The sequence below is a fragment of the Verrucomicrobiota bacterium genome, assembly GCA_027622555.1.
Classification (GTDB): Bacteria; Verrucomicrobiota; Verrucomicrobiia; order Opitutales; family UBA2995; genus UBA2995.
The window spans coordinates 1-12512 of the sequence record JAQBYJ010000069.1; the positions used below are offsets into that span (position 1 = coordinate 1).

Genomic DNA, 12512 nt, shown 5'->3' on the forward strand with positions numbered 1-12512 from the left:
CTCTCTAATCGATAAACGTAATTCAGTAAGCCCTACTTCGCTAAAGCTACGAAGGGCATCCTTCGCAATTTTTAAATCGAATCAAGTTCTCCTTTGTGAGCTCAATGGCGTGCCATCCGAAGCTTGAACGAAGTGAAAGCGAAATTCAGTAAGCCCTACTTCGCTAAAGCTACGAAGGGCATCCTTCGCAATTTTTAAATCGAATCAAGTTCTCCTTTGTGAGCTCAATGGCGTGCCATCCGAAGCTTGAACGAAGTGAAAGCGAAGGATGGCAGCCCGACTAGGACTTGAACCTAGAATGACTGGACCAAAACCAGTTGTGTTACCAATTACACCATCGGGCTACAATAAAGGCAGGTAACGTGGAAATATTTATTTGGCACGTCAAGTACTGAAAACGACGTCTTGGACGAGTTATTAATTTCCCCAAAACAGGTGCATTACAGCGAAAAAAGCTATGAATCCGAGCCTTTCAACGGTTGACGACCTAACACTCATTCACCTACAACAACGTTTTAATGCAAACCGACACGCCCGCCAAACGCGATCTGAAATATAAACGCATCATTCTGAAGGTGAGTGGTGAGGTATTAAAAAATCCCGATTCGGGTGATCCTATCGATCCGCAAATCCTGCTACGGATCTGTAAACAGCTCAAAGAAATTTGGGATATGGGTATTGAAATCGGTGTCGTTGTCGGAGGCGGAAACATCTTCCGCGGGCTCCAGGGTGAAGGTAAAGGAGTCGCAAGAACCACAGGCGATTACATGGGAATGCTGGCCACGGTCATCAACTCAATGGCTTTGATGGATTGCCTTGAAAAACTCGGAGTGGTTACTCGCGTGCTGTCCGCCATCCGCATGGATGCTGTCGCAGAACCATACATCCTTCGTCGAGCCACGCGACACCTGGAACGAGGACGTTTGGTCATCTTTGGTGCTGGAACAGGAAATCCCTATTTTTCCACCGACACCACCGCCGCTTTAAGAGCCAATGAAGTTCAAGCCGAAATAATTTTAAAAGCGACCAAGGTGGATGGCATTTATGATAAAGATCCCATGAAGTACCCCGATGCCATCAAGTATGATGAGCTGAGTTACATGGAATGCCTGGCCCAACGGCTAAGGGTTATGGACTCGACCGCCTTTTCGCTTTGCATGGATAATAAAGTTCCGATCATGGTAATCGACTTGAATGATCCAAGTGCTATTAAAAAAGCTGTATCTGGTGAAAAAATCGGCACCTTGGTACACTAGAACCTCAACCAACAAGACCCAGATTTATGAGCAAAGAAATAATAGATGACATGGTAAAAAGTATGGCCAAAGCGGTTGACCACACTATTCACGATTTCTCAACCCTACATACAGGAAAAGCATCTCCATCCATGGTGGAAAACATCATGGTGGAGGCCTATGGTAGCAGCATGCGCCTGCGGGACATGGCGGCGATTACCACACCCGATTCCAGGACGATTCAAATCCAACCTTGGGATCGATCCGTTATTCAGCCCATTGAAAAGGCTATTCAAGTTTCAAACCTTGGTCTGAATCCCGCTACCAATGGTGACATTATTCGCCTACCCATTCCGGAACTAAGCGGTGATCGCCGAAACGAGCTGGTCAAGGTGGCCCATCGCATGGCGGAAGATGGTAGAATCAGTGTGCGTCATGCACGTAAAGATGCGCTCGACCTCCTAAAAGAAGCCAAAAAAGACGGCGATATTTCGGAGGACGATTTTAAACTGGCTGAAAAGGAAGTTCAAAAACACACCGACAAACACGTCTCTGACATCGACAATCACATGAAGGGCAAAGAACAGGAGCTTCAACAGATCTAAGCGTCTAATACGAGCCAGGTCGTTTGTGTCAGGAGTAGTAACGCAATCGACACCGGCCACAGATAAAACATTTACAAAGCGCCGCGTCAGCGGCGCTTTTTTATTGGCGTTTCTCAATAAATCCATTCCCATCCCGCGGATCTAATATCACACCGACCATGCTTAAACATTTCTCCAACGCACGACGGATCGTCGTTAAAGTGGGAACCAATCTCCTGACATCAGGAAACGGGGAGATGGACGAGCTGCGTGTACGATCCTTTTGTCATCAAGTTGCCGAGCTGCGCAAACAAAAGGTTCAGGTTATTCTCGTAAGCTCCGGAGCGGTTGGATTGGGCATGGGAAAATTGGGCATGAAAAAACGGCCCAAAGCGATTGAGAAACTCCAGGCCTGTGCCGCGGTAGGGCAAAGTATTCTTACTCAGACATGGCAAAAACACTTCGATCCTTTTGGAATTGTCGTCGCCCAAATCCTGCTAACGCGGGATGATGTGCGGGGCCGCAAACGCCACCTGGCGATTATGCGAACAATGGAGACGCTTTTGGGCGAAGGAGTCGTCCCCATAATCAATGAAAACGATTCAGTCAGTGCTGAGGAGCTGGAAATAAAGTTTGGCGATAACGACATTCTTTCAGCCCTGGTCGCAAGTATTACGAAATCCGAAGTGCTCGCGATCCTCACTACCGTCCCGGGACTACTCGATCTGGACAATGATGAACGATTGATATCGATCGTGGAGACCATTACTCCAGAAATCGAAGGGCTCGCAAAAGGAACTTCCAGTGAAACGTCTGTTGGCGGAATGACCTCGAAGATCGAAGCAGCCAAAGTGGCGACTCACTCGGGATGTGGCGTCTTTTTGGGAGCAGGCCGATCTGAAAATATTCTTGTCGATCTTTTAAATGGGAAAGCCGAAGGCACTTTCTTTTTACCTTCGGACGTTCCTCTTGAAAGCAAGAAGCGCTGGTTGGCCTACTTTGCAAAAACGAATGGAAGAATCCTCGTAGACGATGGAGCAGCCAGAGCACTCCAAAAACACGGCGGTAGCCTTCTGGCAAAAGGAATTAAAATCTGTGATTCCGAGTTCTTGGCGGATACTCTGATTGAAATCGCAGATGAATCAGGCAAAGTTTTTGCCCGTGGAATCACCCGATTTTCCAGCGACGAAATAAATGTCATCAGAGGCAAGTCATCCGAAGAAATCGCCGAGGCTTTCCCGGACAAAAAAAAGCTCGATGTTATTCACAGAGACGACCTGGTCTTACTCTGAGCTTTTCCAAAACATAAAACCCACGGAGTGCGATTAAGGTAGGGCCATTGCGTCCCGCAATGCCGTTTGTAGGTTCAAGCGGATCGGCATAGCCGGAGGCGTAAACCGCCTATTCCATTGAAGGACCCAGAATAAACAGAACCTGGTAGAATCGGGAGCAAGCTCCCTTCCTATAGTTCAGCTACCCAATCTTGATTTGTAGCAGCTTGCATTCCTTGAGCTTGTCGAAATGGCTGCCGATTTTGAGTTTCCCCGCAAAAAGAATCACATAGAAGGGCTCATGCAGATTCTCGAAAATTTGTTTCCCTCCGAAAGATCGATGCGTAACGTCTTCTCTTTATGGATTCTGATAGCTGGTCTTCCTCACCACAACAAATGGGGTATCCTCCGATTGATTTTCGTGCCGAATTAAACGACGAGCAATACGCCGCGGTGACAGCACCGGATGGTCCCGCCCTTGTGCTGGCTGGAGCAGGTTCCGGGAAAACCCGCACGCTAACCTACCGTGTGGCATACTTGCTCGAAAAGGGAGTGCATCCGGGCAATATTCTGCTGCTCACGTTTACTAACAAGGCCGCACGTGAAATGCTTGCGCGCGTAGAAGACCTTACCGGTGTTCCCCGGCGGGCATTTTGGGGAGGGACGTTTCATTCGATCGGCCAGCGTATACTGCGTATGCATGGGGAGCCTATAGGGATAAATTCCAATTACACGATTCTTGATCAGTCAGATGCCGAGTCGTTGATGACTTCCGTAATCCGCGGAGTCGATGCATCCTTTCTAAAGGACAAGAACAACCCGAAAGCAAAGGTCATTTCTAATGCCATCAGCTTGTCGCGCAATACCTGTCAATCGCTTGAAGACTCGGTGTTACAATTCACGCCCTATTTCGAGGAGTACATTCCTGACTTTGAGAAATTCCATGCAGCTTATCAGTCCAAGAAGAAACAACAGCAGGTCGCCGATTACGATGACCTCCTCGTTTATTGGTTGGAAATCCTGAGAACCCAGGAGCAAATCGCCCACTACTACCAAAATCGATTTCAATATATTCTCGTCGATGAGTATCAGGATACCAATAAGATCCAGGCTCAGATCATCGATCTCATAGGTAGCCGCAACCAGATCATGGCGGTCGGGGACGATGCACAAAGCATCTATTCCTGGCGCGGTGCGAATTACGAAAACATTCTTCATTTTCCTGACACGCACGACGAAACGACCCTGTATCGCATCGAAACAAACTACCGAAGCACTCCGGAGATTCTCAGTTTCGCCAACGACATTATCAACCAGTTCGATACCGGTCACGGGTTCTACAAAGAATTAAAACCCGTAAAGGATCCAAACATCATGCCGATGATGATTCAAACGATGGATGGGCGAGAAGAGGCATCGATAGTAATTCGACGTATTCAGGCACTCCTGGAAGAAGGGCGATCATTGAGTGAGATTACCGTACTTTACCGTGCCCATTATCAGGCGGTGGATCTACAAATGGAACTCACCCGCCAACACCTTCCCTTTCAAATCACCAGTGGTGTTCAATTCTTTGAACAAGCCCACATCAAGGATTTGGTTTCCCAAATAAAGTTTGCCTACAATCCCAGCGATTCGATGGCCTTTCACCGCTTCGTTGGTCTGCTCCCCAAAGTAGGAGAAAAAACCGCTGAGAAGATTTATGCGACTGCCTACATGGAAGCTCAAACAACAGGCGAGCACATCGCGGACATGCTGCTTAACAAAGCCGTCGTTGCAAAAGTCCCCAAAGGTGCCCGCGACCTTTGGGAATCCCTGGCAGCCACCGTCCAGGCGATTTCAAAGTCGGCGGCTACGGACAAACCAGCAGATGTGGTATCCCTCGCAGTGGACGGTTGGTATTCGGATTACATTAAAACCCTCTACCCCAATTACCTTCAGCGAATGGATGATCTCCAAAGCTTGATCGGGTTCGCGCAACGATTTAACGACCTGCAGGAGCTTCTCTCGCAGTTGATTCTTATGAATTCGGACACGTCGCAAAAATCCATCGATCCCGATGCTGATCAATTACGTCTGACCACGGTTCACCAGGCCAAAGGCTTGGAATTTCCTATCGTATTTATTCTAGGCTGCTCGGACGGACTCTTCCCCATAAAGCGGGCCATCGACCGTGGGGACCTGGACGAAGAAAGACGGCTCTTCTACGTCGCTGCAACCCGGGCTATGGACGAGCTCTACATGACTTCGCCCCGCATGACGCAGTTTGGCGGCAACACCAATTTCATGAATCCGAGTCGTTTCATTCAACGTGTGAATCCGGATCTCTACGAAGTCGTTCGACTCAAGAGGTATAGCTCGTGGTAGGACAGATGAACCATCGCAGGGAACATTGACTCTCCCTAAGATTTCTTACTCTCTAACACTATGAATCTATTGCGCTCAGTTTTATCCGTTTTACTTGCCTCAGTAACACTCGGGTTTGGCTCCATCGATTTTCTAGAGCAGAAATATTACGAAGAAGAATCGTTTACTCGTATCTCCGAGTATTTCGACGGCGTGGAAGTTTCGGGAAATCGAATCATCATTCGCTCCGATTCAGATCACCGGACCGGCCATTACGTTACCTTCCAACTTTCAGGAAATCACTCCATCGACCATTTCAAACTCGAAGTCTATGAGTTTGGAGCGAAGGAACCAAAAGACTACTTATTTAAAGCTGATACGCCCATTGCTGCCAAGCAGCCCATCTTTCTGGGACTGACCGGCGGAATCTGGGGTGAAAAACTCAAACCGCCGGTTGCCTACAAACTATCCGTTATCGGAACAGGCGGTAATACCATCGAATCAGCGACCAGCTTCCTCTGGGGAGATGACTAACAACTGGTCGGATTGGCAGCATTACAAAGACTGGCATCCCGACCTGGATTCTTTCAAAGAAACTTTGGATGGTGGGCAGGCTTTTTGTTGGGAAGCGACCGATGACCGAACCTACGAAGGTGTGGTTTCGCATCTCCCCTATCGCGTCCGCTGGGAAAACCCCAACAAAATCTTCTGGGCGACACATCCCCATCTCTTTGACGAGGCCGACGCTCTATTCGGCAAATACATAGGAACAGACAGCACGTATCAGCGATACTACGACACCTTGCCCTGGCGCAGCGATCCGCATCTTGAGAAGTGCATGGCATGCTTTCCTGCATTGCGGATATTAAACCAGCCAAGCGATGAAACGCTACTGGGTTTTCTCTGCAGCGCCACCAAACAGATTGTTCAGATCAAGGAAATGCTTAGCCTCATCCGTAAACGTTTTGGATCGGAGATTTCCGGGAAGCAAAAATCATTACCCACCTGGGATCAGCTGTGCAACATTGAGGAAACAGCACTCCGGGAATGTAAATTTGGCTTTCGCGCCAAGAACATTAAAAAGACCGCAGACATCTTACACGAAGATCCAAAGCTCCTAAAAAACCTGGAGTCTAAAGACTACGAAACCGCCAAGACAACACTCTGCGCTTTGCCGGGAGTAGGTGAAAAAATAGCCGATTGCACCTTGCTTTTTGGTTACCAAAAACTCGAAGCATTTCCAGTCGACACCTGGATTTTAAAGGCCATGCAGCACCGGTATCAACTCAACGATTGGAACGCAAAACAGGTATCGCACTTCGGGAGAACACACTTCGGCGCTTACGCCGGACTCGCCCAACAATTCATCTTTAGCTGGGAGAGAAAAGCGGGCAGAAAATAGCTTGCATTCGAATTCTTCAAACCTACCTTTCCACCTTTCCAATGGCCCGGAACACCGGGTTCACCGTTATTACCTATGCCTGGGTGGTGGAATTGGTAGACACGCTGGATTTAGGATCCAGTGCCGCGAGGCGTAGGGGTTCGACCCCCCTCCCAGGTACCATGCTTCATCGACTTGTTACGCAAATCGATTAAGTACATCTTAATTTCTTTAAAACCCTGATCTTCGATGCGGGGTTTTTGATCAGGTGCTTTTCAGGTCTGATCGGGCGCTTAGAAAAGTTACCTCCGCAATTTGGGCATTTGTGATTCAATACGGACTCTACACATGTCTGGCAAAAAGTGCATTCGAAAGTGCAAATCATAGCTTCCAGAGAATCTGGTGGCAGGTCCCTATCGCAACATTCACAGTTTGGTCGTAATTCTAGCATGATCTGATTTCTCTAATTTTCCATAACAGTGTTTTCAAACACAATTCAGTTGAAGAGTCAGGGGTCAGGTTGTAACCGATGTGTCAGTCGTACCGCGGGCCTTCGGAATTAAAAACTGTTTTAATGAAAACTTGAGACGAAACACCTCGAGAAAGATATCCCAATCCAACCCATTCTTTGATATGAAATATGAACATTGACCCGCTTGGTTACCTTGACCCGCTTGGTTACCACCCAGACATTTAATGATCTAAGCTATTTAAGAAAGTCTTGATACCCATAGCTTCTATCCCGCCACTTATTGGAAACGTTTCGGTTCCCGCGTAGATCACAACCTTTTGCGTAGCCTTCAGATCTTCGCAGGCAAAATGATACCCTTTGGTGATTTTGGGCGCGACCGATCGCTTGATATCAATCGCGACTCTCTGATTGAGGGGGCCTTCAAGCACCAGATCCAATTCTGCCTGGGCGGAGGTTCTGTAATAGCTATAGCACCACTTCGACGAAAGTCTCGATAGAATGTTTTCGACCACAAAGCCTTCCCAACTGGCTCCAAGGATGGGATGCCCCAGCAACGATTCCAAATCAGGCGTATTCAAAAGTGTGTGCAGCAAGCCACTATCTCGAATATATACCTTGGGGGCTTTGACCAATCGCTTTTTCGTGTTGCCTGCCCAAGGCGGAATCTGACGGATCATGTAAAAGTCCGTCAACAAGTCGAGATAGTTCCTGATAGTCGTATGGCTAGTCTCAAGGCTTTTCCCAAGATTCGACAAATTCAATTGCTGCCCGTGCACATGAGCCAGCATAGTCCAGAATCGTTTCATCCGAGCCGCAGGCACCTTAGGTCCCATGAGCGGAATATCTCGCTCGAGATAAGTGCTTATAAAATTGATACGCCAATCCCAACTCGCGTCCTCGCTATTAGCCAAGAAACTATCCGGGTAACCTCCGCGCAACCAGAGCCTTTCCAGGTCGAAGGTTGAATCCTTCACTTCCTCGACCGTAAAAGGGCTGAGTTCCAAAAACCGTATTCGCCCGGCTAGCGATTCTGATGTCTGCTGGAGCAAATCCCGGGAAGCGGATCCTAACAAAAGAAATTGGGCTGCCTTCTCACCTTTTCGTTTTCGGACATCAATGAGACCGCGCAACAGGCGAAAGAGCTCTGGTGCCCGCTGGGCTTCATCGATAATCACCAATTTGTTTTCCAAACGTCCCAGGTAAGCTTCCGCATCACTGAATTTTGCCAAATCGGAATCGAGTTCCAGATCCAGATAAACGATGTCTTTATTAAAGGACTTTTTCGAAAGACCCAGAGCCAGGGTAGTTTTACCAACCTGCCTTGATCCCAGTAGCGCGACAGCCGGAGATTCTGATAATGCCTCAACCAATTTTGCTTCGAGCGCCCTTTTGATCATTATTGCAAATTGAAAGTTAAAGTTTCAAATTGCAAGGTAGATTTTCTGGCTTGATAACGTCTGGGATCAGCTTCTTTCAAAAAGAGGCGAGACCCGCCGTCCTGAGCGACTCGACTGAGCTCGCCGAAGTCCTGTCGAAGGGGTGGGTTTGACTATTTCAGCCTTCATCCTGTTTCTCCTTTTCACTCATAGCTTATCCAGAACCATCGGTTTACTGTTAGCCGGGTCATTGAGGATGGCCTGAAAACCGGGGTGGTCGCGCAGCGGCCAGAAGTCGAGGCAGTGGCGCATCATGTGCACGTTGAACGGGCTGGGGATTTTAATAAGCCGTTTAAATTCTGCCACCGCTTTGTCCAAGTGTCCGAACCAAGCCAGCGCGATGGCGCGCGCACGAAAATGGGGACGCGCACGAAAATGGGGACGCACCTTGCTGATTAGTGCAATTTGACTTCAGATACAAACGGAATTGATTTTTGGAACGGGAGGATTGATTGAGAACGCGGAAAAGGTAGTAACCCAAGCTGTTTGTGATAGAGAGCAAATTTACAATAAAACACTAAACTAAACAACCAGGCTCGGCACCTTTTTGGCGCTTTCTTTCATTAATCTCGTACCCCTTTTTGGCGGTACCAATCAAGGTATACGCTTCAGTCGAACTTCGAAAAGTTTCGGCCAATTTTTTCCGGTTACGAACAACCGATCGCTCTTCCTATCGTAGGCGATGCCATTAAGCACATCAGTATTTGGTCGTCGGTGCCATACCGCGAGTAGACCCCTCAGGTCGATCACGCCGCGAACACTGCCAGTCGAAGGGTCGATCCTCACAATGCGGTTGGTCTGCCAAATATTCGCGAATATTTCGCCGTGGATAAACTCCAACTCATTCAGGTTATCGACGGCCTTTCCATCATGCTGCACCTTGATGGTGCGTACAACAGAGAAGGTCGTCGGATCGAGAAACCGGATCTGATTCGTGCCATCGCTGAGAATAAGAACGTTCCCGTCGGTGGTCAGGCCCCACCCTTCGCCTTGGTAGGAAAACTCGCCCAACACTTGAAAGGTATCGGCATCATAAATGAATCCCTTTTGATTCCGCCACGTAAGCTGGTAGGCCTTCCCGTCGATCACTGTGAGACCCTCGGCGAAATACCGGTCGGGCACCGAAACCTGCTTTTTAACCCGGCCGGTTTGCCAATCGACCTCGCGCAGACTCGACTTGCCATTCAGCCCTGTGCTCTCGAGCAAGCTGCCCTGGTGAAATAAAAGTCCCTGGGTGAAAGCCTCGGGATCGTGTGGCCAAGCGTTAATCACTTCATAGGTGTAGTAAGATACTGTTTCCGGGAGCGATGGTGGAATACTCGCTTCCCCGCTATCGCTGTGCTTCGCGCATCCAGACAACGAAAGCCCAAACGCAAGCGTTATGAGCAGTCCGATCCAGCACGAATTTCCATTTGCACTTCTCACGTAGGCTATTGATGAACGTAAAACCGATTTGGATTCCTGAATCATACTTCTCTTTTCATTTTACCACCCGCTTCCCACGACGCTCAGAGCTATGAAGGACAGGTCGCTAGAGGACACGGAGGGATTGCGGGAATAACCATTTATGCTTTTTCTCCGTGTCTTAGTACTACTATCCGGTAGAATCTTGTTTTTAAAGCAACGTTTTTATATCCCAACTCTTCACAACGAACTTCGCGATTAACCACGCGCCAGTATTAAAATACGTTCCTTTCTTTATGACAGAATCAGACCCGAAATCCGAAACCGCATAAGCTAACCACGAATAATTTGGTCTTTTTTCATCAGTGTCATCAGCCGTGCCGTGTCGTAGCCTTGGCGAAGACTGGTGGTTAAAATTTGTATCTTTTTTCCGTTTAGAAAAATGCTTTGAACCCTTCAGGATATCGGACCGCTCAGGCTACGCTGAAAGCTTCGACCCGACACAGTCGGCGATCGGTCCCTACCTCATGATTCGTCACTTGGTGTCCATTCGTGGTTAAGGAATCATTACCATTTCTGTGCCTATCTGAGTAATCTGTGGTTAGGTTAAACTTTGGTTGCGGCTATGCTGCTCCAAGACCTCCGTGCTTATGTTTTCTTCTTCAACACTGTTATAAAGCACGACTCAAATAGCAAATAACCGGGTTGAGGAATTGAGGAAAATAATTGGGAGTGCATAACTGAGGTAAGTGTGAAATGGACTCAATCAAAGCGGCAAGATCAAAGCTTATACTCTGGTTTTTAGGAGCTTAAAACTCCCAACTAGCAAAGGATCCCAAACGGTCGTCCCATTTTATCGTAGGATTCCATCCCTTGCCGTGAGTGCTCCAACAAGCCGGGGTCTATGATAACTGATCCATGTGGGAAAGCGGTTACGACGCAGGAGCCACCGAATCTGAAGAAACCGAGCTCCTGGCCTTTTTTAACGAATCCGGGATTGTAGGTGAATTCGGCACTACCAACGAAGGTCGCTCCAATAACAACAAGCGCGGCGAGTTTTCCAGATTCCAATTTGAAAGGAATAATCCAACGACGGTTGTTTATCAGGTAATCCAATTTCTGAGAAAGAGCCAGGGGACTAACTGAATACAAGGATTCGCCAACCATAATAGGTTTCATAACCTCGCCGGAAAAGGGTGCATGGAAACGATGGTAGTCGACCGGGCATAATCGCGAAATCAAAAGACTGCCGCCTTCAAAGGAATGGCCGTAGGGTGTGCCAACCATTAGCAGCTCGATGAAAAATACCTGCCCTTTTGCGTAGAATGTATCAGCGGTCTGAATATTCTCCACCGCCAGGTGGCGGCCGTCCGCAGGAAACGAGACACTCACTTCATGGTTATCAATCGGTCGACTTTCCGGCTTTAATTTACGATAAAAGAAAGCGTTGAAATGAGGGAAGGAATCCGCCGGCTCAAGAAACTCGCCGGTATCCACTTTATACTGTTCGAGAAACGGCTGAATTTTCTTTTGGCTCCCCGGACGATCCATCAGCCAACCATACAAACGGGAGACCAGGGGATTCTTAACGATGAAGTGAGTAATAATCTTTCCAACAGGATTAAAATAGGCCCAACGAAGCGCAGCTTCACCGTAGATCTTCTCATCTTCGATCTTACCAGATAGTCGGTTATAATACCGGATTTGGGTGATGCCCTCCTTCATGGGTTATGACTGGTTTGTTAACCGTCTTTGGATTTGGAATGAAAATTGGTTGTGGTGTCTTCCCAATTGCCCCGCTGAAGGGTCTCAGCAACGGAGGCATTCTTTAAAAGTGTTTGAGCCTCACCGTTTGTAGGTTCTTTAGCAAGTGTCCACTCGAGTTGCTCAATCGCCTCAAGGGGTCGTTTTGCTTCCAGTAAATTCTTCGCCAACGAGAGTCGATGCGCACAGAGGCCGGGTTCCAACTCGATCAAAGCACGGCAGGCAAGCACCTGATTTTCTATCCACCCCAGAGCTCTCCCTGCTTTTTCAAGGGCCAGAAACAACTCGGGATAAAGTTGCTTCCTGAGCAGTGCTTCGTCGCAGCGGTGTATCAATTCCAACGGGTCTTTTTTTAACAACGACCGGGTGGAAAACATAAATTGTAAACCGTCCGCTTTATGGCGCAAACGTTCCGCAAGCGAAGGATTTCGAGGAAGCGTTGATCGCAGAGCTTCCCATAACAGTCCTCTAACTTCATAGGCGGAAGGATGTTTTTTGAGTAATTCAACAGACACTTGCAAAACAAACTCCAAACCGCCCTTGGTTAACGCGTGCCGTGCTTGCTGAACTTGCTTCTGCAGGCGTTCGTCCAGCTCGTGTATCGCTAATTCCTTCATCC

General features: G+C 48.1%; 12 protein-coding genes and 2 tRNA genes. 7 read left to right on the top strand and 7 right to left on the bottom strand.

The genetic code is table 11. The features are described 5' to 3' along the window. Positions 1-269 precede the first annotated feature (269 nt). Positions 270-344 (bottom strand) — tRNA-Gln (locus O3C43_16630). Between the two features lie 174 nt (positions 345-518). On the opposite strand from O3C43_16630, the gene pyrH reads away from it, so the two are divergent. From pyrH to O3C43_16665, 7 genes are all read left to right on the top strand, one after another. Continuing rightward, positions 519-1256, top strand: a complete 738-nt coding sequence (pyrH, locus tag O3C43_16635) for a UMP kinase (protein MDA1068116.1) — start codon at positions 519-521, stop codon at positions 1254-1256. Between the two features lie 26 nt (positions 1257-1282). Then, positions 1283-1840, top strand: coding sequence for a ribosome recycling factor (gene frr / locus O3C43_16640; GenBank protein ID MDA1068117.1), 558 nt, complete (start codon positions 1283-1285; stop codon positions 1838-1840). 158 nt (positions 1841-1998) lie between these two features. Further along, complete coding sequence (proB, locus tag O3C43_16645; protein MDA1068118.1) at positions 1999-3111, top strand: glutamate 5-kinase; 1113 nt, start codon at positions 1999-2001, stop codon at positions 3109-3111. A 339-nt stretch (positions 3112-3450) separates the two neighbouring features. Beyond that, on the top strand, positions 3451-5457 hold the full coding sequence (locus tag O3C43_16650; GenBank protein ID MDA1068119.1) for an ATP-dependent helicase: 2007 nt from the start codon (positions 3451-3453) through the stop codon (positions 5455-5457). A gap of 60 nt (positions 5458-5517) precedes the next feature. Then, entirely contained in the window at positions 5518-5970 is a 453-nt protein-coding gene (locus O3C43_16655; GenBank protein ID MDA1068120.1) for a hypothetical protein, read from the top strand. Beyond that, positions 5963-6838 carry a DNA glycosylase gene (locus tag O3C43_16660; GenBank protein MDA1068121.1) on the top strand — a complete coding sequence of 292 codons (876 nt, stop codon included), beginning with the start codon at positions 5963-5965 and terminating at the stop codon, positions 6836-6838. Before O3C43_16655 ends, O3C43_16660 begins: the two co-directional genes overlap by 8 nt. Before the next feature lie 77 nt (positions 6839-6915). Next, a tRNA-Leu gene (locus tag O3C43_16665) sits at positions 6916-7000 on the top strand. 28 nt (positions 7001-7028) lie between these two features. Here the strand turns inward: O3C43_16665 and O3C43_16670 are convergent. From O3C43_16670 to O3C43_16695, 6 genes are all read right to left on the bottom strand, one after another. Then, complete coding sequence (locus O3C43_16670; GenBank protein MDA1068122.1) at positions 7029-7268, bottom strand: DUF1272 domain-containing protein; 240 nt, start codon at positions 7266-7268, stop codon at positions 7029-7031. A gap of 242 nt (positions 7269-7510) precedes the next feature. Beyond that, complete coding sequence (locus tag O3C43_16675) at positions 7511-8686, bottom strand: ATP-binding protein (protein ID MDA1068123.1); 1176 nt, start codon at positions 8684-8686, stop codon at positions 7511-7513. 186 nt (positions 8687-8872) lie between these two features. Further along, entirely contained in the window at positions 8873-9112 is a 240-nt protein-coding gene (locus tag O3C43_16680; GenBank protein ID MDA1068124.1) for a hypothetical protein, read from the bottom strand. A gap of 207 nt (positions 9113-9319) precedes the next feature. Then, a complete protein-coding gene (locus O3C43_16685) occupies positions 9320-10195 on the bottom strand; it encodes a glutaminyl-peptide cyclotransferase (GenBank protein ID MDA1068125.1) in 876 nt (291 codons plus the stop codon). 756 nt (positions 10196-10951) lie between these two features. Then, positions 10952-11854, bottom strand: a complete 903-nt coding sequence (locus tag O3C43_16690) for a phosphatidylserine decarboxylase (GenBank protein MDA1068126.1) — start codon at positions 11852-11854, stop codon at positions 10952-10954. Positions 11855-11871: 17 nt separating this feature from the next. Next, positions 11872-12510, bottom strand: coding sequence for a hypothetical protein (locus O3C43_16695; protein MDA1068127.1), 639 nt, complete (start codon positions 12508-12510; stop codon positions 11872-11874). Positions 12511-12512: the final 2 nt, after the last annotated feature.